This window comes from Hyphomicrobium facile (assembly GCF_900116175.1).
Taxonomy (GTDB): Bacteria; Pseudomonadota; Alphaproteobacteria; order Rhizobiales; family Hyphomicrobiaceae; genus Hyphomicrobium_B; species Hyphomicrobium_B facile.
The window spans coordinates 747,891-769,939 of sequence record NZ_FPCH01000002.1 but is presented as its reverse complement, the minus strand read 5'-3'; the positions used below and the strand labels follow the sequence as shown (position 1 = coordinate 769,939).

The following is a 22,049-nucleotide window of genomic DNA, read 5'->3' as shown; positions in this document are numbered from 1 at the left end:
CGGTCCGGCTTTCTCGTGTCGGCCTCATGTCGGCCCCATGTCGACTTGCTTAAACCAGATTCTGGGCGGCCGAGCAGCGAACGCTTATATTCAAGTTTCGTTCTGCATCAAAAGGACCAACCGGGTTTGTGCGCACGATACAGTTTGACCTCTCCGGCCGAGGCCGTACGGGCTTTCTTCAGGGCGCCGAGCGTCGAGGATTTCCCGCCGCGCTATAATATTGCGCCGTCGCAGCCGGTCCTTATTGCCCGAAACGACGTGCATAACCGCCCCGAGCTGCAGCTGGTGCGCTGGGGCCTCATCCCGTCCTGGTTGAGAGATCCGAAGACACTGGGCTCGCCGCTGATCAACGCGCGGGCTGAAACGGCAGCCGAGAAACCCGCCTTCCGAGGTGGCATGCGCCATCGCCGGTGCCTTGTGCCGACGACCGGCTTCTACGAATGGACCGGTCAGCGAGGCGCCCGCCGCCCGCACCTCATCCGACTGAAAGACCAAGAGCTTTTTGCGCTCGCTGGCATTTGGGAAGGATGGCTCGGCGCCGATGGCAGCGAGATCGAGACGATGGCGATCCTGACGACCGCCGCGAACGACGAGATGGCGCGTCTGCACGACCGCATGCCGGTGATCCTTGACCAAGCGGACTTCGATCGTTGGCTCGACTGCCGGCCGGGATCCGCCGAAGGTGTGCTCGACCTTCTCAAACCTTATGGCGCCGGGCGCCTCTCCGCGACCGCCGTTAATCCCAAGCTAAACGATGCGCGTGCGGAGGGACCGGAACTCCAACAGCCGGAGTTTTCGACGCTGCTGTAGCAGCCCGTTCAGCGCCGCTCGTAACGGTCCAAAATCGGCGCTAACCTAAAGATTACCCTTAAAGTGAAGACCTATTTGTTATCCAAGTGTAGATAGCTAGCAAGGGAACGGCCGGCTTTTGCGGCCGCGTGGCTTGGGCCCGGTCGGCGCCAAGGGGACATATGGGGAGAGCGCGATGGCGTATCACGGCGAGGATCTCGACCTCAGAACGCAGCAGACTTGGACGCCCGCTGATGTTTCGTCAGAGCCCAACGCCCCATCCTCGAACGGCAAGCGCGGACCCTTTCAGGCAGGACCGGTTCTCGTCGAGGATACGGTGCTCGCCTGCTTCAACCAGGCTTACGACATCGCATCCGCGCATCGCGCGATTGAAGTCCGCGTCGAGCATCTGCTGAACGCGATGACCCGCGTCGACCCGGCCGCGGTTGCGCTCGAGACGCATGGCGTGCGCGTTGTCGCTCTGAAGCGCGAGACCGCGACCATCATCGCAGGCGACATTCCGGCTGCTCCTGGAAGCGGCGCCGTCTCACCGCGACGCTCGGATGAATTGGCGGAACTCCTGCGGCTCTCGGCGTCGTTCGCTGCGCGAAGAAATGCTGCGGTCAGCGTCGACGACCTCCTGCATGTGCTGTCCGATCAGAGATCGGATTTCGCACAGTCCGAATTGCTTTTCCGCTTTTCCTCGCGCGTCGGCCCGAGGGACATGCCGAGAGAAATGCCCGAGCCTCTGCCGCCGTTGACGCGCGCCGATAGCCGTTATCAGCCAAGCAGCCTCCGCTATTCCGCCGACTACGGGCGGCCCGCCTATCGCAACGAGTATTTGGGAACACCGGCTGACGCACTCCAGAATTCCCGCATCGATGCACTCGAGCAAATGCTGCGGGGACTGAGCCACGATTTCTCGAACGAGCGCCACATCATCACCGGGCTCATCCGCGATCTGACCCGCGATACGCTCGCGCACCAGGATGATCAGGGGCGCGGGCAGGCCGTGTTGATCGAGCGCATCGGAGCCCTCGAAGCGGCGCTCCGCGACGGCGGAGCCGGCTCAGTCGAAACACTTCCACTTGTTTCAAAACTTGAGAACATCGAAGCGGCGCTGGAGCTTCGCCTCCAGGAGATGTCGCAATCCTGGGCGGTCCTCTCGACCCGGCTTCAGGAACTCGAGGCATCGGTGCGGGCGCGTCCGGTGCCCGATGGCGTGGATCTGAAGCCCGTCACCGATCGTCTCGACATCATTGAGGAGGCGGTGCTCGGCCACGATCAGCATCGCGGCATCGGCGACCTCGCCGACCGGCTCGCGAAACTCGAGGATGATATCGGCCGGGTGCTCGCAACGTCGACGGATGCCGGAAGAGCCGATGCGTTGCTCGGCGGCTTCGATAAAATCGACGGCTTGTCGAGCAAGCTCGATACGCACAACGGATCGTTGAATGAACTCGCCGTCGGTCTCGCCGAACGCATGAGCGAGGTCGAACGCGCCGTCGCGGCCGAGATCGAAACGGCGGCCGCGAAGCACCAAGCGTACGCGCACGACCTCACCGAAGTCCACGAGGCCCTTCTGAAGGTCAACGAGAACCAACACACCCTCGCTGGCTCCATGGATCAGTGGCGCACGGAATCGGCGACCGACGTCGCCAATATCCTGAACCGTCTGGCGGGCATCGATCGCGACGCCGCCTTGCCCGCTGAAACGCTCGCCGCGCTGAACAATCACATGGAGGCGACGAACCGCTTCATCATCGAGCGGTATCATCGCCGCCATCGCTTCATGTATTGGCTTTTTGGAACCGACGATTGGATCAGCGCCAGTTGGCCGTCGACGAAAGCAACGGTCGCGGCCGAAGAGCAGCGCCTCAAGGAAGCCGGTGCTTGAGCGACGGGCCGCTTCAAACGGACACTCGGCGCAATCGTTCGTTAACATGACTGAGAGGTTAGTGTTTACCCCTTTGGCTTAATTGGTGCGGCGTCATCCCGTCGGAAAGCCAGCACCTTTCGCCATGCAATCACAACATCGCCCCTTCCTGCGTCTCGCGGATATCATGTCGCCCGAGGCCAACAGCTTCGGCGTTTTGCGCCTGCTGATGGCGACGTTCGTGCTGATCTCCCACAGCTATCTGTATGCCGCCGGAACCGACGCCGCAGAGCCGCTGCAGCCGTGGCTTGGCCGGTCGCTCGGCGAATATGCCGTGCAGGTATTCTTCATTTTGAGCGGCGTGCTGGTGGCTCAAAGCTTCGACCGCAGCCGCAGCATTCTGAACTTCGCAGCCGCCCGCGTGCTTCGAATTTTTCCGGCGCTCATCGTCTGCGTCGCCGTAACAGCGTTCGTTCTCGGACCGATGGTCTCGCGGCTGACGGTTGGTGAATACTTCGCCGACATCGGCCTTTATGCGTACGTCGCCAAAACGCTCGCTCTGACGACTGGCGCAGCACCGCTGCCCGGCGTCTTCGAAACTCTGCCGTACGCCGGTTACGTCAACTCTTCGCTCTGGACGTTGAAGTACGAGGTCCTTTGCTATGTCATCCTGGCGGCGCTGGGCGTCGCGGGCCTGTTCGAAGAGCGCTGGCGCAAGCTCGCGATCGCCGGTCTCGCCGTTCTCGTGGGAACCGTGACGCTGGGACTGCCCGCCGAAGCCGAAGCCTACGGCTTCTCCGACAATCTTCGCTACTTCATCGTCTTCTTCTTCAGCGGCGTGCTTGCGTATATCGCCCGTAGGCATCTCATTATCCACGGTGCCGCGCTTGCGCCTCTGGCCGTTCTTTTTGTTTGCTTGGCCAAAACGCCCCTGGCGGAAATCAGCGCCGCGCTCTTTCTTGGCTACGCGGCCCTCTGGCTGGCGACCAAGGCGCTCGGACTGCTGCGGGCCGTTTGCAACAAATTCGACGCCTCGTACGGCATCTACATCTTTGCCGGCCCGACGCAGCAGACGCTGCTGTGGCTCATGCCAGGCCTGCCACCCGTATGGCTGTCCCTCGTAGCCTTCGCCATCGTCCTGCCGACGGCCATCGTCTCGTGGATCGTGATCGAGAAACCGGCCATGAAGCTGAGATCGCTGATTACCGCGAGACTGCGGAAGCGCGAGCCGGTTGCGCCGCTGCCCGCAACCTGATTTGACCGGTCTTTCCCCGCTCCGTTCACCAAGGTCTGCCGAAAGACCTTGAGCCTGCCGCCGCGTCCGTGCTTTCCTTAACGAAGCGTAAACGGGCGTTGAGGCGGACATGTTGCAGCGATACGTGATTGTCAACGGCGTGACGACGGCGGTCCTTTACGGCGCGGCCTATGCCTTCACCCCATCATCGTTGCACCTGCTGGACTCCATCCGGGCCGGTTTCGAAGGCTTCGTCATGCAAAGCCCGATGCTCGGTCCGCTCCTGAATAAGATCATCCTCGTCACCAGCGCCCTCTAAGTTTCGAGAGCGCGCCAGCCTATTCGCGCGGCGCGGCTGCCCGCTTCAACCGATCGTTGATCGCTTCACCCAAGCCATGCCGTGGAATCGGCGTCGCGGCGATTGTCGAGGCGCCGGAGGCGTCGAGCGTGCGCAACGCCGAAAAGAGGTTCGCCGCCGCTTCGACCAAGTCGCCCGACGGGCTGAGATTGATGAAGGTTCGCGCCGGTTTTCCGGCAATTCCACCGAACGCCAGAACCGCTTCGTCCGGCCCCCAGTCATACGCGTCGAGCCGCAAACCTGCACGCGGTGCGTAATGGCTCTGCAGCTGGCCAGGGGACATGGGCCGGTCTGTTGAACCGTCCTCGCGCGCGAGGCGGGTGCCCAGAACCTCTTCGATCGCCTCGACCGTCACCGCACCCGGCCGGAGCAGCACAGGTGTGTCATCGACAAGGCTGATCACCGTCGATTCAAGACCGAGTGTCGTGGGGCCGCCGTCGAGAATGAGCGCGGCCTTGCCGCCGAGGTCCGCCGCAACATGCTCGGCGCGTGTCGCGCTCACATGACCCGACCGGTTGGCCGATGGCGCCGCGAGCGGGCGCTGGGCCTCCGCGAGGAGTGCGCGCGCGACGGGATGATCGGGAGAACGCAGCGCAACCGTCGGCAGGCCGGCCGAGACGAGATCGCTGACCTCGGAGTTCGCTGTGCGCGGCACGACGAGCGTCAGCGGGCCGGGCCAGAAAGCCTCGGTCAGCCGCCGTGCGACCGGCGAAAACGTCCCGATGATGATGGCCTGCTCCAGCCCCAGAACATGGACGATGAGCGGATTGAACGTCGGCCGGTTTTTCGCCTCGAATACACGTGCGACAGCTTCGCCGTTCGTCGCGTCTGCGCCGAGGCCATAGACTGTTTCGGTGGGAAATGCGACGAGCGCACCCGACCTGATCATTTGTCCCGCTTCGGCGATCCATTCGGCGTTGGCGGGGACAATCCTGCCCTGCATTAATTTTCCACCCGGTTTGCTCGCACCTCTGTTCGGCATAGTGTCCGCAGCCAGTTCCCGAGAAATATTGAGAGACGATCCATGACCTATCAGGCTCCAGTAGACGACATCGTCTTTGCGCTTAAGACCGTGGCTGCCCTCGACGGAATGGAAACGAGCGGACTCTACCCGGAGCTTGACGCCGACACCGTCGTGGCCGTCATCGAAGAGGCGGGAAAGTTCGGCGCCGAGGTCCTAGCACCTTTGAACGCGATCGGCGACCGGATCGGCTCGAAATTATCTGACGGAAAAGTGATAACCCCGCCGGGCTTCGCCGACGCCTACCGCCGGTTCGTCGAAGGCGGCTGGAGCGCGCTCCCCTGTTCGGGCACGTATGGCGGACAGGGCCTTCCCGAACTCGTTGCAACGCCGGTCGGCGAGATATGGAACGCAGCGAACGTCTCGTTCGGGCTTTGTCCGCTTTTGACGCAGGGCGCGATCCACGCCATCGAGGCCGGCGGCAGCGAGGCTCTGAAGGCCAAATTCCTGCCGAAAATGGTCGCAGGCGCGTGGACCGGCACGATGAATTTGACGGAACCTCAAGCGGGCTCCGATCTCGGGCCACTTTCGACCCGCGCCGAGCGCCAGCCCGATGGAACGTACCGCATCACCGGCACGAAGATCTTCATCACCTACGGCGAGCACGATATGGCGGAGAACATCGTCCATCTCGTCCTCGCCCGTTTGCCCGATGCCCCGCCGGGAACGCGCGGCATTTCGCTCTTTTTGGTTCCGAAATTCCTCGTCAACGGGGACGGATCGCTCGGCGATCGCAACGACGTCATTTGCGCCGGTGTCGAGCATAAGCTCGGCATTATGGCGAGCCCGACGTGCGTGATGAAATTCGGCGAGAATGGCGGCGCGACGGGTTATCTCGTCGGTGAGGAAAACCGCGGTCTCGCAAGCATGTTCATTATGATGAATGCGGCTCGCCTCGGCGTCGGCGCCCAGGGCGTCGGCGTGGCCGAGCGGGCGACACAACACGCAGTCGCCTATGCGAAGGAGCGGCGCCAGGGCAAGAGCTTTACGGCGAATGGGACAGGCGGCATGAGCCCGATCATCGAGCACGCCGATATCCGGCGCATGCTGTTGACGATGAAAGCGCTCACCCAAGCCGCGCGCATGATCTGCTACGCGACGGCGAAAGAACTCGATATCGGCCATCGAGGTAGCGATGAGAGGACGCGCAAGGACGCTCTCAATCGCGCCGCGCTGTTGACGCCGCTGGCCAAGGCATTCTCGACGGATATCGCCAACGAAGTCGCGTCCCTCGGTGTCCAGGTTCACGGCGGCATGGGCTTCGTCGAAGAAACGGGCGCCGCGCAATATCTGCGCGATGCGCGCATTCTGCCGATCTACGAAGGCACCAACGGCATTCAGGCCATCGACCTCGTGACGCGAAAGCTCACGCTCGATGGCGGCACGACGGTGACGGCGTTTCTCGCGGGACTTGGCGAGACGATCGCCAAGGTGCGCGCCGCGAGACGCAGCGATTTTGGCCATACAGCCGAACGCCTGACGGAAGCCCTGAGTGGTCTGCAGTCAGCGACACTGTGGATGGCGCAAACGCTGCCGGGGAATCCCGAAAAGGCCCTCGCATCGGCAACGCCATTCCTGCGCCTCATGAGCTTGACGGCCGGCGGCACGTATTTGGCGAAGGGCGCACTGACGGAACCCGAAGGGTCGCCGCGCGTCGCGATTGCGCGGTTCTTCGCCGAAAATCTGCTGACGGAAGTCAAAAGCCTCTCGGAATCCGTCCAGCACGGCGCCGACTCGGTGCTCGTCGATGCCCATGGCGCGGTGTTCGCATGACATCTGAAATCGCAATATGGCGCGACGGCGGTGTTCAAGTTCTTCGCATCGCGCGGCCGGAGAAGAAGAACGCGCTGACCGGCGCCATGTATCGGGCACTCTGCGACGCGCTCGAAGCCGCCGACGCAGACGGTTCTATCGCTGCCCACATTGTAACGGGATCGGACGGAGTTTTCACCGCAGGCAACGACATCGCCGATTTTCTCGCGACGTCGCGTGGCACCGGCGATCTCGGCAAGGACGTGGTGCGTTTCATCAAGCTGTTGCCCGTCATCAAGAAGCCGTTGATTGCGGCTGTCGGTGGCAACGCGATTGGCATCGGCACGACGATGCTCTTTCATTGCGATCTCGTTTACGCAGCGCCTGACGCGATGTTTGCGACGCCCTTTCTCGATCTCGGAGTGACGCCAGAGGCAGCCTCCAGCCTGCTCATGACGCAGCGGATGGGCTACGCGCGCGCCTTCGCAATGCTGGCACTCGGCGATCCGATGTCGGCTGATGACGCGGTCGCCGCCGGCTTTGTGAATGCGATCGTTCCGGCCGCCGATCTCGAACAGGCGGCGCTCGATGCGGCGCGCCGCTTGGCAAAGAAGCCACCCGAAGCATTGGCTTTGGCGCGACGCCTGATGCGCGGCGATCCAGCCGAGGTGCTGAAGCGGACCGACGAGGAGGTGGCTGTTTTTCGTGAGCGGCTCCGGTCTCCTGAAGCGATCGAAGCGTTCACGGCCTTTTTCGAAAAACGTACTCCGAATTTCAACAAATCGGTATAGCTGGTCCGGTGCGCTTCCTATACCCGATTGAGACGCCCCTTACGTAATCGCGGTCAAGATATTAGGGTGACCTCCCTGTCCGGCATGGAATGAAAGCAGCGGCAATGGCGTCACTCAAGGGCAAGACCCTCTTCATCACTGGAGCGAGCCGCGGCATCGGGCTGGCGATCGCGAAGCGAGCGGCGAGGGACGGCGCGAACATCGCAATCGCCGCCAAGACGGTCGATCCAAATCCCAAGCTCGAAGGCACGATCCATTCCGCCGCCAAGGAGATCGAGGACGCGGGCGGAGCCGCGCTCGCGCTCGAGTGCGATATTCGCAACGAGGACGAAGTCGAGCGCGCCGTCGCGGAAACAGTCGAACGCTTCGGCGGCATCGACGTTTGCGTCAACAACGCCAGTGCGCTTTCGTTGACGCCGATCGAGAAAACGGAACTGAAGCGCTTCGATCTGATGTTCGCGGTCAATACGCGCGGCACGTTCCTGACGTCCAAGCTGTGCCTGCCGCATTTGAAGCGCGCCGAGAACCCACACATTCTGACGTTGTCGCCGCCCCTCGACATGCATGCCAAATGGTTCTCCGGGCACGTTGCCTATTCGATCGCGAAATACGGCATGAGCCTCTGTGTTCTGGGGCTTTCCGACGAACTGAAGAAGGACGGCATCGCCGTCAACGCACTCTGGCCGCGAACGACGATCGCGACGGCGGCCGTGCAGAACATTCTCGGCGGCGACAAGCTCATGCGGATGAGCCGCACGCCCGATATCGTCGCGGACGCCGCATATCTCGTTTTCAGTCAACGGGCGAAAACGTTCTCCGGTCATTTCCTGATCGATGATACGTTTCTTTACGAGACCGGGACGGTGCGCGATTTTGAGAGCTATCGCGTCGATAAGTCGATGCCGTTGGCGCCGGACTTCTTTGTCCCGGCTGAAAGCAAGCCGCCTCCTGGCGTTCAGATCGCACGGCTGTCGGAATTGGCGTGAGGCTCACACCAGAGCGGTGACGGAAGCAGGTGACGGAAGCATATGACGACAGCATTGATCACCCATCACGCTTTCCTCAATCACGATACCGGCAATAGTCATCCCGAGCGGCCAGACCGGATGCGGGCCATCGACGAGGCGTTGTCGCATGAGAGCTTCGCGCTCCTGGAACGCCGGGAAGCGCCGCTCAGGGAAGATGACAAGATCTACATCGCCATGGCGCACGGCGCGAAGCATATCGCCGGCCTCACCGGGGCGATCGAGCACATCGAACAGGGCCATAAATACCTCGACGCCGATACGGTCGCATCGCAGGGCACATGGGAAGCCTCCCGCCGAGCCGTCGGCGCAGGGCTCGACGCCGTCGATATGGTGTTGACCGGCGAGGCCGCGAATGTCTTCTGTCAGGTTCGCCCGCCTGGACATCACGCGGAGAGCGAGCGGGCCATGGGCTTTTGCATCTTCAACAACGTGGCGATCGCCGCACATTACGCGCGGAAAAAATATGGAGCCGAGCGCGTAGCCGTTGTCGATTTTGACGTGCACCACGGCAACGGTACGCAGGAAATCTTCTGGTCCGATAAGGATCTGTTCTACGGATCGACGCATCAGATGCCGCTCTATCCCGGCACAGGTGCGTTGCGGGAAACCGGCGTGGGCAATATATTCAACGCGCCGCTGCGTGCGGGCGACGGACGCGAACAGTTCGAGGAAGCGTTCAGGAGCCGGATCCTGGGGCCGTTGCACGACTTTGCCCCCGACGTGCTATTGATCTCGGCAGGTTTCGACGCCCATCAGCGAGATCCGCTCGCCGGGCTCAATCTTGTCGCACAGGACTTCCAATGGGCGACCGAATCCCTTTCAGAGGTGGCTCGGCGCCATGGCAAAGGGCGAATAGTCTCAATGCTTGAGGGCGGATATGATCTCACGGGGCTTGCTCAATCCGTTGCGGCCCACGTAAAGGCGTTGATTGACCGAGGCCATTGAGCGGCAAACCGATCCACACGCCCGGAAGCAGGACAATATGAATACGAAAGCACCGGAAAAAAACTTCGCCGACATCAAGGACATGACGTTCGAGCGTGCGCTGAAAGAGCTTGAAGCCATCGTCGGCAAGCTTGAGCGCGGCGATGTCGAGCTCGAGGAGAGCATCAGCATTTACGAGCGCGGGGAAGCGCTTCGCGACCATTGCGATCGCCTGTTGAAGGCGGCGGAGGCCAAGGTCGAGAAATTGACGCTCGGAGCCGACGGCGCACCGACGGGCACGACGCCGCTGGACAAGGACGGAAATGCGCCCTTTTGAGCCGAACGGCGCCTGATGAGGGCGCCTGACACTGCCGAGCCACGGCGATGACAGGGGCAACGCCAGGCATTAACTACTCTGCGGCACGCAAGCGCATTATGTCATCTACGAGCCTACGCAGTTGGGGCGATCGAAGATAGGCGTTATGAAGGCAAGCGTGCTTTGAGGGATCATTGTTTACCGCACGCTTCCACAACGGCAATTAATAGCCGCCGCATCAAGGTATTACCGTGAGCCAGACACCGTTACTTGATCGAATTCAAACGCCGCACGATCTGCGCCGATTGACGGAAGATCAGCTGCCGCAGCTTGCAGCGGAGCTTCGCGACGAGACGATCAGCGCAGTTTCGGAAACCGGCGGCCATTTGGGCGCGGGCCTCGGCGTAATCGAGCTGACGGTCGCCCTGCATTGGGTCTTCAATACACCGGACGACCGCCTGATCTGGGACGTCGGTCATCAGGCGTATCCGCACAAGATTTTGACGGGGCGCCGCGAGCGGATTCGCACCCTGCGCCAGCCGGGCGGTCTCGCAGGCTTCACCAACCGTGAGGAAAGTCCCTACGATCCGTTCGGCGCGGGACACTCATCAACCTCGATTTCCGCCGCGCTCGGCATGGCCGTCGCGCGCGATCTCAGCAACAAATCGAACAACGTCATCGCCGTCATCGGTGATGGCGCGATGAGCGCGGGCATGGCCTACGAGGCGATGAACAACGCCGGCGCTCGCGATGAGCGGCTGATCGTCGTTCTGAACGACAACGACATGTCGATCGCCCCGCCGACGGGAGCGCTCTCCGCTTACCTCGCGCGCGTCACGTCGAGCGGCACATACGTGCATCTGCGCGATTATGCAAAACAACTCGCGAAGCTTCTGCCCAAGGCGTGGGAACGCCGTGCGGCGCGCGTCGAAGAGTATACGCGCCACCTCTGGCAAGGCGGCGCTTGGTTCGAAGAGTTGGGCTTCTATTACGTTGGCCCGCTCGACGGCCATGACCTGAATCAGCTTCTTCCCGTCTTGAAAAACGTGCGCGATCTCCAGCAGGGCCCGATCCTGGTGCATGTCGTGACGAAGAAGGGCAAGGGCTACGCACCGGCGGAAGCCGCTGACGACAAGTACCACGGCGTCAACAAGTTCAATGTCATCACCGGCGCGCAGGTCAAACCGAAGCCCAATGCGCCGAGCTACACGAAGGTATTCGCTGACGCTCTGATCGCGGAAGCCCGGAAAGACAAACGCGTTGTCGCGATCACGGCGGCGATGCCGTCGGGTACGGGTCTCGACCACTTCGGGAAAGAATTCCCCGATCGCACCTTCGACGTCGGCATCGCCGAGCAGCACGCAGTGACTTTCGCCGCCGGTCTCGCGACCGAAGGCTACAAACCCTTCGCGACGATCTACTCGACGTTCCTGCAGCGCGCGTATGACCAGGTCGTTCACGACGTCGCAATTCAGAAGCTGCCGGTGCGCTTTGCGATCGATCGCGCGGGCCTCGTCGGCGCGGACGGCGCAACGCACGCCGGATCGTTCGACGTCGCCTATCTCACCTGCCTGCCGGACTTTGTCGTGATGGCCGCGGCAGACGAGGCCGAACTCGTCCACATGGTTGCGACGCAAGCGCAAATCGACGACCGGCCGAGCGCGCTCCGCTATCCTCGCGGCGAAGGCGTCGGTGTCGAGTTGCCCGAAGAGGGCATACCGCTGCCGATCGGCAAGGGCCGCATCGTCCGCCAGGGATCGAAGGTCGCTCTTCTCTCGCTCGGAACGCGGCTTGCAGAATGCCTGAAGGCTGCCGATCAACTCGCGGCCGCGGGGCTTTCGACGACGGTCGCCGACGCGCGCTTCGCCAAGCCCCTCGATGGAGAGATGATCCGCGAGCTGGCCACGAAACACGAGGTGCTGGTCACCGTCGAAGAAGGGTCCATTGGCGGCTTCGGCAGCCACGTTCTGCAGTTCTTGTCCGACGAAGGCTTGCTCGATGGCGGCCTCCGGGTGCGCTCGAAAGTGCTGCCGGATGTCTTCATCGATCACGGCAAGCCGGAAGCCATGTACGAAGCAGCTCGCCTTAATGCGTCAGGCATCGTCGAGACGGTTTTCGCCGCTCTCGGCCGTGCCGCTGCCGTGGGAGAACGCGCGTAGAATTAGAAGCGGGCCGCAACGGCTCAGGGGACGGACTCGGAGGGAATGACATGCATTCGATCGTGAGCCTTGTTGCGCGGATACTTCTCTCGGCAATCTTCGTTACGGCGGGCGTGAACAAGATCTCTGGTTACGAGGGCACTCAGGCCTACATGGAATCTCACGGCCTGCCCGGCGGCCTTCTTCCTCTCGTCATCGCCCTCGAGGTGATTGGCGGCCTCGCCGTTCTCTTGGGTGTCTTGTCGCGATGGGCAGGCCTCGCACTCGCAGCATTCTGCATCGCGTCAGCCTTCATCTTTCACTTCAATTTTGCCGATCAGGCCCAGGCGACGAACTTCATGAAGAACATCTGCATGGCCGGCGGCTTTTTGCTGCTCTTCGCCAACGGCTCCGGCCGTTACGCGCTGAGGCCCGACTGAAAGCCGGGCCCCGCGTTGCTTCTCACTCGACCGTGATGGTCACGACGTCCGATTTCACCGGCGGATCGTGCGGAATGTGGTTCTTGTCGCCGAGCAAGAGCTGCAGCGTATGTTTCCCGGCCTTGAGTTCGACGGACGCTTCCGTCTGGCCCTTGCCGTAGTGAACGTGGTGATCGTCCTTCGGGATCGCCTCGCCAACGTCGGGCACCGCCGCGTCGATCAAGAGATGATGGTGGCCGCTATTCGGCGTTTCGGAGCCGGCAGGAGCAACCTCCATGCCCTCGATGCCGAATTTTATGGTAACCGGGCTCGAAACGGTCGCGCCGTCCTTCGGCTCGATGATAAAGACCTTCGCACCCGCTGGAGACGGCGTGCGCCCGCTGTCCGCCAGGGCAGCCATCGGCAGCGTCAGCGCAACGAGCGCTGCGAAGATTGCAGGTTTCATGTGTGTGCTCTCCATCGTTTCCCGTCGACAGAGATGGGGCCGATGCTGGGCGACGTCAATTAGGTTGGCAAAGGATCATGCGTTTGGATCAGATGCTCGTGACGCGCGGACTGGCGCCATCGCGCGCCCGTGCGCAGGATCTGATCAAGCGCGGCTTCGTGCACGTTGGCGGCAGCGTTTGCGATAAGCCGGCGCAGGATGTGAAAGATCATCTGACGATCGAGATTTCTTCCGCAGCTCCAGCCTACGTTTCGCGCGGAGCGGAAAAGCTTCTGGCGGCGCTCGATCGCTTTGGTTTCGACCCTTCGAAGCGCACCTGTCTCGATGTCGGAGCCTCGACCGGCGGCTTTACGGAAGCTTTGCTCGAAAGGGGCGCCGCTCGCGTCTACGCCGTCGATGTTGGCACGGCGCAGCTCCACGCGCGCGTGCGAGACGATGCTCGTGTGGTCTCGCTCGAAAATTTCGACGCGCGCCGGTTGTCGCCCGCAGAAGTGCCAGATCAGATCTCGGCGATCACCGTCGATGTCAGTTTTATCTCCGTCACGAAGCTGCTGGCTCCGGCACTACAACTCGCGGCTCCGGGCGCGTGGATGGTCGTACTGGTGAAGCCGCAATTCGAGGTTGGACGCGACAACATCGGCAGCGGCGGCATCGTGCGCGATGAGGCAGCGCGTCAGGGCGCACTTGAAAGCGTTCGCGCGTGGATCGAAAGCCAGCCCGCGTGGACCGTCGTCGGTGAGATGCCGTCGCCCATTCTCGGTGGCTCCGGCAATTCGGAATTTCTACTTGGAGCACTTCGCAATGACTAACGCGCGCGAACTCTTGATCCGCCGCATCGGCGCGCAAGGCGACGGAGTAGCTGACCTCGATGGTGAGCCCGTCTTCGTGCCGTTTACGCTGCCGGGAGAGCGGATCGAAGCGGAAGTCGATGGCGAACGCGCACGCCTGGAGCGTGTGTTGGTGCCGAGCCCGGAACGCATCGCACCGGTCTGCAAGCACTTCGGCAAGTGCGGCGGCTGCAGCGTTCAGCATATGGCGTCCGACACCTATGCCGAATGGAAGCGGAATCTCGTCGTCGATGCGTTTCGCTCGCGTGGCCTCGAACCCGTCGTCGATGAATTGCAAAGAACGGCAGGCAAACGCCGCCGCGCCGTGATGCGCGCAGTGCGCACGCCATCAGGTGTTGCCTTGGGCTTCTATGAGGCCTCGTCGCACGACCTCGTAGAGATCGAGGAATGTCCTGTTCTAGAGCCGAAGATCGTTGCGGCATTTCCCGACATCGGCAACCTGATTTCACCGCTCCTCTCGAAGCGCGGGGAAGCGCGCGTCGCGATCACGCTGACGAAATCCGGCCTCGACGTTGAGATCACCGGAACCGAGCGGCAATTGACGCCCGCAGTAAGAAGCGTGCTCGCGTCGAAGGCAAGCGATATGAAGCTTTCGCGTCTCATCGTCGGCACGGAACTCGTTGTCGAAACGCTCCATCCGTTCATGACCTTCGGCACGGCGGATGTGATCTTGCCGCCCGGCGTCTTCGTGCAAGCGGTGGAAGAAGCGGAAACAGAGATCGCGCGCCGCGTGGTTGCAGCCATCGGCAAGGCCAAAGCAGTGGCGGACCTTTTCTCCGGCATGGGCGCATTCACGTTCCCCTTGGCCGCGCGCTCCCGCGTCTCGGCCTTCGACGGAGACAAAGCCGCCGTCGCCGCACTCGCATCGGCCGCGAAAAAGACGTCGGGCCTGAAGCCGATTACGGCAACCGTTCGCGACCTTTTTCGCGAGCCGCTCTCGCCGCTTGAACTCAACGAGCACGACGCCGTCGTCTTCGATCCGCCACGCGCTGGCGCGGAAGCGCAGTCGCAAAGACTGACGAAATCGAAAGTGAAAACCGTCGTCGCCGTGTCCTGCAATCCGGCAACTCTCGCACGCGATGCCCGCCATCTCGTCGACGGTGGATACAAGATCGAATCCGTCACGCCGATCGATCAGTTTCTCTATTCCGCGCACGTCGAGGTCGTCGCGATTTTCCGCCGCTAGCCGTCGCGAAGAATGCGGTCGACGAAAGCCGGAACGATTTCCGTCGCGCGCCCGTAGTGCGCTTCCTCGAAAAGGCTTGCGCCCTCGGAGGGTTCGAGATTGAGCTCGACCGTATGCGCCCCATGCGCCGCCGCCTCCGCGACGAAACCGGCCGCCGGATAGACGTTCCCGCTCGTGCCGATCGAGACGAACAAATCGGCTTTCGCCAGCAGAGCGTTGATCCGCCCCATCTCGTACGGCATCTCGCCGAACCAGACGACGTCCGGCCGCATGCCGCCGGGAAGTCCGCAAAACGGACAAGCCATGTCGACGCGAAGATCGTCCCGCCACATCGTGCGATGGGAACAAAACGTACAAAGCGCCTTGAGCAGCTCGCCGTGCATATGGATCAGCGACTTCGAACCTGCAGCTTCATGCAGCGCGTCGATGTTCTGCGTGACGATCGTCACGCCGCCGTGTTCCGCCTCGAGGCGCGCGAGCGCGATGTGCGCGGCGTTCGGTTTGATGTCTCGATGCGCGTGCCGGCGGGCATTATAGAAATCGTGGACGAGGATCGGATTGCGCAGGAAGCCCTCTGGCGTCGCGACATCCCGCAAATCGTACTTCGACCAGATGCCGTCCGGATCGCGAAATGTCGAAAGTCCGCTTTCCGCCGAAAGCCCCGCGCCGGTAAGAACGACGATGTTCCGAAAACGCGCGATGGTGTCGCCTCCGGGCTAAACGCCGATTTGCCCCCGGTGCCGCAGGAAATGGTCGGCAAGCACGATCGCCATCATAGCTTCGCCCACTGGAACGGCGCGGATGCCGACGCACGGATCGTGCCGGCCCTTGGTGATGATCTCGGTCTCGTGTCCCTGCCGGTCGATCGTCCGGCGCGACGCGAGAATTGACGAGGTCGGCTTCACCGCGAAGCGGCAAACGACGGGCTGTCCGGTCGAGATGCCGCCGAGAACGCCGCCCGCATTGTTCGACAGAAAATCCGGAGCGCCGTCATTGCCGATGCGGATTTCATCGGCGTTCTGTTCGCCGGTCAGCTCTGCGGCGCCCATGCCCGCGCCGATCTCGACGCCTTTGACGGCGTTGATCGACATCATCGCGCTGGCAAGATCCTGGTCGAGCTTGCCGTAAAGCGGCGCGCCCCAACCCGCCGGAACGCCCTCGGCAACCACCTCGATGATTGCGCCGACGGACGAGCCGGACTTGCGGATCTTGTCGAGATAATCCGCCCAATGCCCGGCAGCCGTCGCGTCAGGAGAGAAAAACGGATTGTTGTTGACCTCGTCCCAATTCCAGTTGGCGCGATCGATTTTGATCTGCCCGATCTGAATGAGCGCGCCGCGGATTTTGACGCCGGGAATGATCCGGCGCGCGACGGCACCGGCGGCCACTCGGGATGCTGTCTCGCGCGCCGACGAACGTCCACCGCCGCGATAGTCGCGAATGCCGTACTTCGCGTCGTAACTGAAGTCGGCATGACCCGGCCGGTACGACTCCTTGATGTCACCGTAGTCCTTCGAGCGCTGATCGGTATTTTGGATTTCGAGCGCAATCGGCGTGCCGGTCGTCACCTGCTTGCCCGATGCATCCGGGAAGACGCCGGAAAGAATTTTGACGGCGTCGGCTTCCTGGCGCTGGGTCGTGAAGCGCGATTGCCCGGGCTTACGCTTATCGAGGTAGGCCTGGATATCTGCTTCTTCGAGCCCGATGCCTGGCGGACAACCGTCGACGACAGCGCCGATAGCCGGACCATGGCTTTCGCCCCAGGTCGTCACGCGAAAAAGATGGCCGAAGGTGTTGTGAGACATTGCCTGAATATTCGGAGTGGTGCCCGATGAGCGAATTTGGTGGCTCTGCAACGATTGTTGCCGGGCTGCGTCACCGTTCTTCTTAGGAGCGGTCGCGGGAGGGGGCAAGACCGCATCGCCCGCAAAGCTACGTGACAAGCTCCGGCGACGCAGATTAACTCAGCCACAGTACGCGTTCGCCGGTACGTCCTTCAGCTGATGACGGGACAAGGCGAGACCAACGTATCCGTATTGGATCGACAACTCGGCCGAGCCCGCGTCCGCTGCCCGACCGCAGCTCGCGGCGCATCGAGAGATCGCAGGTGGCGGCAATGCGGATCATCCGTTCTCATTGAACGGCGGTCTCAAGCCGTGTCGCGTCGTCTCGCAAGAAGTCCGCTACAGGCTCCTAAAAGACCGTTCTTCCCGGATTGAGCGTCCGTGGTCGAGGGGTCTTTCATCATGCACTCTTGATTGAGTGTGGAAGAGCCGGAGAGCCGCATCTCCGGCTCTTTTTCGTTTCGCTCCGCATCGGCCGACTCTCGCCGCTCCCGCCATCCCGGCGAAGGCCGATCCCTGTTCCGTCATCCCGGCGAAGGCGGGGATCCATCCGAGCCGGAAATTCATAATGGACGGACGTCTGGACGGATCCCCGCCTTCGCGGGGATGACGATGCTTGGAGAGGGGCTTCGGTATCGCGTGTGCGGATCGTTGCCTAGTGCCGGCCTGCGTCGGCATGACGGTGGATGCGACACGCATCCTGGTGCTCGCGGCTCATCCGTCATTTGGGCGAAGCTCGCGATCTAGGCCGAAACCCTTAGAGCCACTGCATCCGACCGCCGGAAAGCTTCAGGATCCTGTCCTGCGGAACTTCGAGAAACGGCACGATGCCTCTCTCGATGCCGAGAAGCGCGCCCCGGGCGACCCGGCTGACGCCGCCATGGCTGACTGCGACGGTATCGGTCGTGAGGCGAGCCAACCAAGCGGAAACGCGCTGCTCGAGGTCGTGGTAGCTTTCGCCCCCGCGAGGGCGCCATCCGTAAGGGTCGGACGACTTTCCGGCGACGCCTTCAGGATCCTTTGCCGGAAGCTCGGCGGCAAGCTCGCCTTCCCAATGGCCGTAGCTGAGTTCGGAGATCTCGGGAGCGATGCGAAAGTCATTGGGATCAAGCCCGAGCGCCGAGCGCGTCAGCCGCATCGTCTCGACGGCGCGCCCAAGCGGGCTCGATACGAAATCGAAGCCGGCGACGGAGGGCAGGATTTCTTTCAAGACTTCGCCGTGACGGCGCGCCTGCGCCAACCCCGTCTCATTCAACGGGATGTCGCGCTGGCCCTGATAGCGGGATTCCCGATTCCAATCGGTCTCGCCATGACGAATGAAATAGAGCGTGATGCCGGGCTTCAACGAGACAGTAGCTGGCGCCCCGTCGCTCAAGCTTCGTCGCTCTTGACGACAGAGATATCCGGGGCGTCTTCGTTCTTCATGCCCTGGATATGATAGCCGCTGTCCACGTGATGGATTTCGCCGCTCACGCCGCGCGATAGATCGGAAACGAGGTAAAGCCCGGCGTTACCGACGTCGTCGATCGTCACGTTGCGCCGAAGCGCCGAATTGTATTCGTTCCACTTCAGGATGTAGCGGAAGTCCGCGATACCGGACGCGGCGAGCGTCTTGATGGGGCCCGCCGAGATGGCGTTGACGCGGATGCCCGTACGGCCAAGATCGGCCGCCAGATAACGCACGCTCGCCTCGAGAGCCGCCTTCGCGACACCCATGACGTTATAGTGCGGCATCACCTTTTCGGCGCCGTAGTAGGTCAGCGTTACCAGCGACCCGCCGTTGGGCATCAGCTTTTCGGCGCGCTTGGCGAGCGCGGTAAACGAATAGCAGGAGATCAGCAGGCTCTGCGTGAAGTTCTTTTCCGTGGTGTCGACGTAGCGGCCGTCGAGCTCGTTCTTGTCGGAAAAAGCAATGGCGTGAATGAGGAAGTCCAGGCTGCCCCATTCTTTGGCGAGGGTATCGAACACGTTGTCGATAGATGCGCCATCGGTCACGTCACAGTGCAGAACGGTTTTCGTGCCCAATTCGGCGGCCAGCGGCTCGACGCGCTTCTTGAGGGCATCCCCTTGGTATGTCAGGGCAATTTCCGCGCCCTGCGCCGCACAGGCCTTCGCAATGCCCCAGGCGATCGATCGGTTGTTCGCGACACCCATGATCAAGCCGCGCTTGCCCGCCATCAGCTGGCCTGGGGAAATGGACGTGTTCGGCTGAGGCCCCGCCATGGGCGCTATTTCCTTAATTATTCCAATTTGGGATTGGTGAGTTTGGGCGCATCCTACACAAATGCCCCTCCTGGTCCAGATGCCCGGTTGGGTTGAATGCGCGGCCATTGGCCCGGGGGCAGGGCCTGGGCCCCGGAGGCGCCCCGGGGGCCGTTTCGTGTGCCGGAATCGGGCTCCAGGGCCTAGTGAGCGGCCATCTCGACCGCCTTGCCGGAAATCTTGGGCCTTTCCGAGCCCGCAATCCGCCCGTCGTCGATCGTTATGATGCGGTCGGCAAATTGGAGCGTGCGGTGGTCGTGGGTGACCGCGAGAACGGCGCGACGCGTGTCCTGAGCGACTTGCGCGAGCAACTCCATGACCGCCATGCCGTTTTTAGCGTCGAGTGCCGCCGTCGGCTCATCGGCCAGAATGACCGAGGGCGAGCCCGCCAGGGCGCGAGCGATCGAAACCCGCTGTTTTTCGCCGCCCGACATTTTCGAGGGCATGGCGTTGATGCGATGGCCAAGGCCGACGGACTCGAGAGCCTCGGCGGCTTGGTCGTATGCGCCCGGACCGTTGATATCGCGCAGATCGAGCGCCAGCATGACGTTCTCGACCGCCGATAGGGTGGGGACGAGATTGTACGACTGGAACACGAACCCGACGTGCTTGCGTCTGAGATTGGCGAGCTGCTCTTTGCTCATGTTCTGCGTCTTGAGGCCCGCGACCGTCAGCTGTCCCTGCGTCGGCGAAAGGATGCACCCAAGGATCGAGAGCAGCGTCGTCTTGCCGGAACCCGAAGGGCCCATCATCAGCGTCAACTCGCCGGTCTGAAGCTCGAGGTCGATGCCTTTGAGAACCTTGATCTCATTCGGCGCCGTCCCGAGCACCTTCACGATGCCTTCGGCCTCGACGATCACTTTGCTGTTGCTCGGCTCGGTCATGTTTGGTCTCCAGAATTCGGTTAGCGGCTGAACACGACGGCCGGGTCGATACGGACGACCTTGATGATGGCGCTAGTCGCAGCGAAGATGCACATGCCGATCGTGATCGCGAAGAGCTGCACCGCGAGCGGCGTCGTCATGATGATTGTCAGCTTCGTATCCTGTGCGGCTTGGATGGCGATGAGTGCCAGGCTCATGCCGAGTGTGTAGCCGATAAGGCCGGACAAAATGGCCTGGATGAGGATGACTTTGACGATGTAGCCCGCTCCGGCACCGAGCGCACGCAACGTGGCAAACTCGTTGATGTGATCCTTGGTGCTCGAATAAAGCGTCTGGGCAACGATGACAATACCGACGATCAGACCAAGCAACTTGCCTGCATCGAGTGCCGCACCCGCGCCTGTCTGCTTCAGCCAATAATCCTGGCTGCGTGTGCGGAATTGCGCCTGCGTCAATACCTCCGTGTCGGGTAGTCGCGCTTCGATTTCCTTGCGCACGGTCTCGATATTTGCACCGGGCAGGAGCGTAACGCGCTGATAGCTCGCTTGATCCTGATTGGCGCCAGCGAGGCGGCGCGACTCTTCGAGCGACGTGAAGACAAAAGGCAGCGTGGTGAACGAACGCACCCGTTTGGTGATCGCAACGAGCTTGACCGTCGTGCCGTTGAGTTCGGCCACGTCATTGAGCTCGTTGACACCGAGATCGTTGAAATAGCTCCGGTCGATTGCGACCGTGTTCGGCGCTTCGAGCGCTGCGCGGCTTCCGTCGGTGATATTCAGCGGCAGCGCTTTCGGGCTCTCGCCGGCGGTGCCGATCAGCAGAACCGTCGTCTCTCCGCCGAGAGGTTTGCGCCAACGGGCGAACGAAACGAGCATATCTTCAGAGTCCGCGACGCCCGGCGCCGACAATGCCATGTAGCGCTCGCGGCCCGACAGAAACGACGGATCGTCGTAGCTCTTCGTCCCAAGCGGAACCACCCAAAGATCAGCAGGCGCCGCATCGATGATGGCAGCGATCTTGTTCGCAGAGCCGAGATAGATGCCGGATTGCACGGCGACGAGCACGACCGAGAACATGATGCCGACGACGGTAACGAAAAAGCTCAAGCGGTCATGGAAGAGATTGCGGTAAGCGAGCTTGACCACCATCGGCACTGTGCGCTTGCCCGACCGGGGGCGGGGTGACTTCGCGGTTCGCGCTTTCGCCAGTGCGGGCGCTGAGGCTGCAAGTTCCATGACCCTTTTCCCCTCCTTGAGGCAATGGTCGAGATTTCAACGATAGCGTCTCGTTTTCAGCTTTCCCAGGGCCGAGCTGTTGGCTGGCCCTGGCGAATGTCGTTAGGCTTTATTCGCAAGGAACATCGACGAGCCCGGCAATGGCCGCAGAGTAGCGGCGGCAGACGTGCTTCGTCTCGGTGGCAGCAGCGGTCGTCCCGGTATCGGCCTTCACAGAAGTGTCGGTCTTGTCCGTCGTCGTCGAAGCCTGCTTGATCGAACCCGTCGTCGTTTCGTTCGCCGACGTGGATGCCGGCGTCTTCTCGATCTCGGTTGTCGTCGCGGGATCGGAAGAGAGCTTGTCCTCGAGCTTAGCAGTCTGAACGGCCGGGGCGGCGGGAGCCTTCACCACCGGCGCGTCCGCAACCTCAACCTTCGGAGCGCGCTTGATCTTTGCAACTTTCCGGGCCTGAGCATCATCCTGATAATCGCGGCGCACAGTGCGGGGACGCTCGCTACGCCGATAGTCGTTGCCGCCGTAATTCTCATTCGAGTGCGCGACGAAAGAACCGAGTGGGAAACCGAAGCCGAGGCGAACGCCGGCATTCGCTGCGTTAGTCATCGTCGCGCCGGCCAGAACGGCGGCGGCGAGGGCGAAAGCGATCTTGGTCATGTGAGCCTCCAGCGGTGATCTTTTGT

Annotated in this window: 22 protein-coding genes; 13 read left to right on the top strand and 9 right to left on the bottom strand. The window is 62.1% G+C overall.

The features are described from left to right. Positions 1-126 precede the first annotated feature (126 nt). From BM399_RS10495 to BM399_RS10480, 4 genes are all read left to right on the top strand, one after another. Positions 127-810, top strand: coding sequence for an SOS response-associated peptidase (locus BM399_RS10495; protein WP_092867657.1), 684 nt, complete (start codon positions 127-129; stop codon positions 808-810). A gap of 175 nt (positions 811-985) precedes the next feature. Then, entirely contained in the window at positions 986-2,686 is a 1,701-nt protein-coding gene (locus tag BM399_RS10490; protein ID WP_092868168.1) for a Clp protease N-terminal domain-containing protein, read from the top strand. Between the two features lie 124 nt (positions 2,687-2,810). Then, on the top strand, positions 2,811-3,920 hold the full coding sequence (locus BM399_RS10485) for an acyltransferase family protein (RefSeq protein WP_092867656.1): 1,110 nt from the start codon (positions 2,811-2,813) through the stop codon (positions 3,918-3,920). A gap of 109 nt (positions 3,921-4,029) precedes the next feature. Next, positions 4,030-4,218, top strand: a complete 189-nt coding sequence (locus BM399_RS10480) for a hypothetical protein (protein ID WP_092867655.1) — start codon at positions 4,030-4,032, stop codon at positions 4,216-4,218. 19 nt (positions 4,219-4,237) lie between these two features. Here BM399_RS10480 and BM399_RS10475 read toward each other — a convergent pair whose 3' ends face one another. Continuing rightward, entirely contained in the window at positions 4,238-5,200 is a 963-nt protein-coding gene (locus BM399_RS10475) for an L-threonylcarbamoyladenylate synthase (protein ID WP_092868167.1), read from the bottom strand. Between the two features lie 81 nt (positions 5,201-5,281). On the opposite strand from BM399_RS10475, the gene BM399_RS10470 reads away from it, so the two are divergent. From BM399_RS10470 to BM399_RS10440, 7 genes are all read left to right on the top strand, one after another. After that, positions 5,282-7,051, top strand: a complete 1,770-nt coding sequence (locus BM399_RS10470) for an acyl-CoA dehydrogenase family protein (protein WP_092867654.1) — start codon at positions 5,282-5,284, stop codon at positions 7,049-7,051. Then, the gene (locus tag BM399_RS10465) at positions 7,048-7,821 is read left to right on the top strand and encodes a crotonase/enoyl-CoA hydratase family protein (protein WP_092867653.1); all 774 of its coding nucleotides are present in this window, start codon (positions 7,048-7,050) and stop codon (positions 7,819-7,821) included. Before BM399_RS10470 ends, BM399_RS10465 begins: the two co-directional genes overlap by 4 nt. 104 nt (positions 7,822-7,925) lie before the next feature. Next, positions 7,926-8,807: an SDR family oxidoreductase gene (locus tag BM399_RS10460; protein ID WP_092868166.1), complete on the top strand. Its 882-nt coding sequence runs from the start codon at positions 7,926-7,928 to the stop codon at positions 8,805-8,807. A 42-nt stretch (positions 8,808-8,849) separates the two neighbouring features. After that, positions 8,850-9,794 carry a histone deacetylase family protein gene (locus BM399_RS10455; RefSeq protein WP_092867652.1) on the top strand — a complete coding sequence of 315 codons (945 nt, stop codon included), beginning with the start codon at positions 8,850-8,852 and terminating at the stop codon, positions 9,792-9,794. 37 nt (positions 9,795-9,831) lie between these two features. Further along, complete coding sequence (locus BM399_RS10450; RefSeq protein WP_092868165.1) at positions 9,832-10,110, top strand: exodeoxyribonuclease VII small subunit; 279 nt, start codon at positions 9,832-9,834, stop codon at positions 10,108-10,110. A gap of 230 nt (positions 10,111-10,340) precedes the next feature. Further along, positions 10,341-12,248 carry a 1-deoxy-D-xylulose-5-phosphate synthase gene (gene dxs / locus BM399_RS10445; protein ID WP_092867651.1) on the top strand — a complete coding sequence of 636 codons (1,908 nt, stop codon included), beginning with the start codon at positions 10,341-10,343 and terminating at the stop codon, positions 12,246-12,248. 50 nt (positions 12,249-12,298) lie between these two features. Continuing rightward, positions 12,299-12,667 (top strand): DoxX family protein, encoded by a 369-nt coding sequence (locus tag BM399_RS10440; RefSeq protein ID WP_092867650.1) that lies wholly within the window; start codon positions 12,299-12,301, stop codon positions 12,665-12,667. Between the two features lie 22 nt (positions 12,668-12,689). On the opposite strand, the gene BM399_RS10435 is transcribed toward BM399_RS10440, so the two are convergent. After that, a complete protein-coding gene (locus BM399_RS10435; RefSeq protein ID WP_092867649.1) occupies positions 12,690-13,112 on the bottom strand; it encodes a DUF4399 domain-containing protein in 423 nt (140 codons plus the stop codon). 77 nt (positions 13,113-13,189) lie between these two features. Between BM399_RS10435 and BM399_RS10430 the strand changes: the two genes are divergently transcribed. Then, positions 13,190-13,921, top strand: coding sequence for a TlyA family RNA methyltransferase (locus BM399_RS10430; protein WP_092867648.1), 732 nt, complete (start codon positions 13,190-13,192; stop codon positions 13,919-13,921). Further along, positions 13,914-15,146 (top strand): class I SAM-dependent RNA methyltransferase, encoded by a 1,233-nt coding sequence (locus tag BM399_RS10425; protein WP_092867647.1) that lies wholly within the window; start codon positions 13,914-13,916, stop codon positions 15,144-15,146. Before BM399_RS10430 ends, BM399_RS10425 begins: the two co-directional genes overlap by 8 nt. Here BM399_RS10425 and BM399_RS10420 read toward each other — a convergent pair. The 7 genes from BM399_RS10420 to BM399_RS10385 all read right to left on the bottom strand — a co-directional run bounded on the left by BM399_RS10420 (position 15,143) and on the right by BM399_RS10385 (position 22,023). Then, positions 15,143-15,847, bottom strand: a complete 705-nt coding sequence (locus BM399_RS10420; RefSeq protein ID WP_092867646.1) for an NAD-dependent deacylase — start codon at positions 15,845-15,847, stop codon at positions 15,143-15,145. The genes BM399_RS10425 and BM399_RS10420 overlap by 4 nt on opposite strands. A 15-nt stretch (positions 15,848-15,862) precedes the next feature. Further along, complete coding sequence (aroC, locus tag BM399_RS10415) at positions 15,863-16,951, bottom strand: chorismate synthase (RefSeq protein ID WP_092867645.1); 1,089 nt, start codon at positions 16,949-16,951, stop codon at positions 15,863-15,865. A gap of 796 nt (positions 16,952-17,747) precedes the next feature. Beyond that, on the bottom strand, positions 17,748-18,365 hold the full coding sequence (locus BM399_RS10405; RefSeq protein WP_092867643.1) for a histidine phosphatase family protein: 618 nt from the start codon (positions 18,363-18,365) through the stop codon (positions 17,748-17,750). Beyond that, positions 18,362-19,213 (bottom strand): enoyl-ACP reductase FabI, encoded by an 852-nt coding sequence (gene fabI, locus BM399_RS10400; protein WP_092867642.1) that lies wholly within the window; start codon positions 19,211-19,213, stop codon positions 18,362-18,364. The genes BM399_RS10405 and fabI overlap by 4 nt, the downstream gene beginning before the upstream one ends. A gap of 182 nt (positions 19,214-19,395) precedes the next feature. Next, entirely contained in the window at positions 19,396-20,136 is a 741-nt protein-coding gene (locus BM399_RS10395) for an ABC transporter ATP-binding protein (RefSeq protein WP_092867641.1), read from the bottom strand. A 20-nt stretch (positions 20,137-20,156) separates the two neighbouring features. Continuing rightward, on the bottom strand, positions 20,157-21,371 hold the full coding sequence (locus tag BM399_RS10390; RefSeq protein WP_092867640.1) for an ABC transporter permease: 1,215 nt from the start codon (positions 21,369-21,371) through the stop codon (positions 20,157-20,159). A 109-nt stretch (positions 21,372-21,480) separates the two neighbouring features. Beyond that, positions 21,481-22,023, bottom strand: a complete 543-nt coding sequence (locus BM399_RS10385; protein WP_092867639.1) for a hypothetical protein — start codon at positions 22,021-22,023, stop codon at positions 21,481-21,483. Positions 22,024-22,049 lie beyond the last annotated feature (26 nt).

Excerpts from the sequence above, each read along its gene's own strand:
- BM399_RS10465 (WP_092867653.1), top strand. The coding sequence starts at position 7,048 with ATGACATCTGAAATCGCAATATGGCGCGACGGCGGTGTTCAAGTTCTT.
- BM399_RS10390 (WP_092867640.1), bottom strand. The coding sequence starts at position 21,371 with ATGGAACTTGCAGCCTCAGCGCCCGCACTGGCGAAAGCGCGAACCGCG.
- BM399_RS10425 (WP_092867647.1), top strand. The coding sequence starts at position 13,914 with ATGACTAACGCGCGCGAACTCTTGATCCGCCGCATCGGCGCGCAAGGC.
- BM399_RS10440 (WP_092867650.1), top strand. The coding sequence starts at position 12,299 with ATGCATTCGATCGTGAGCCTTGTTGCGCGGATACTTCTCTCGGCAATC.
- BM399_RS10480 (WP_092867655.1), top strand. The coding sequence starts at position 4,030 with ATGTTGCAGCGATACGTGATTGTCAACGGCGTGACGACGGCGGTCCTT.
- aroC (WP_092867645.1), bottom strand. The coding sequence starts at position 16,951 with ATGTCTCACAACACCTTCGGCCATCTTTTTCGCGTGACGACCTGGGGC.
- BM399_RS10460 (WP_092868166.1), top strand. The coding sequence starts at position 7,926 with ATGGCGTCACTCAAGGGCAAGACCCTCTTCATCACTGGAGCGAGCCGC.
- BM399_RS10455 (WP_092867652.1), top strand. The coding sequence starts at position 8,850 with ATGACGACAGCATTGATCACCCATCACGCTTTCCTCAATCACGATACC.
- BM399_RS10435 (WP_092867649.1), bottom strand. The coding sequence starts at position 13,112 with ATGAAACCTGCAATCTTCGCAGCGCTCGTTGCGCTGACGCTGCCGATG.
- BM399_RS10395 (WP_092867641.1), bottom strand. The coding sequence starts at position 20,136 with ATGACCGAGCCGAGCAACAGCAAAGTGATCGTCGAGGCCGAAGGCATC.
- BM399_RS10430 (WP_092867648.1), top strand. The coding sequence starts at position 13,190 with ATGCGTTTGGATCAGATGCTCGTGACGCGCGGACTGGCGCCATCGCGC.
- BM399_RS10490 (WP_092868168.1), top strand. The coding sequence starts at position 986 with ATGGCGTATCACGGCGAGGATCTCGACCTCAGAACGCAGCAGACTTGG.
- BM399_RS10470 (WP_092867654.1), top strand. The coding sequence starts at position 5,282 with ATGACCTATCAGGCTCCAGTAGACGACATCGTCTTTGCGCTTAAGACC.
- BM399_RS10385 (WP_092867639.1), bottom strand. The coding sequence starts at position 22,023 with ATGACCAAGATCGCTTTCGCCCTCGCCGCCGCCGTTCTGGCCGGCGCG.
- fabI (WP_092867642.1), bottom strand. The coding sequence starts at position 19,213 with ATGGCGGGGCCTCAGCCGAACACGTCCATTTCCCCAGGCCAGCTGATG.
- BM399_RS10450 (WP_092868165.1), top strand. The coding sequence starts at position 9,832 with ATGAATACGAAAGCACCGGAAAAAAACTTCGCCGACATCAAGGACATG.
- BM399_RS10475 (WP_092868167.1), bottom strand. The coding sequence starts at position 5,200 with ATGCAGGGCAGGATTGTCCCCGCCAACGCCGAATGGATCGCCGAAGCG.
- BM399_RS10485 (WP_092867656.1), top strand. The coding sequence starts at position 2,811 with ATGCAATCACAACATCGCCCCTTCCTGCGTCTCGCGGATATCATGTCG.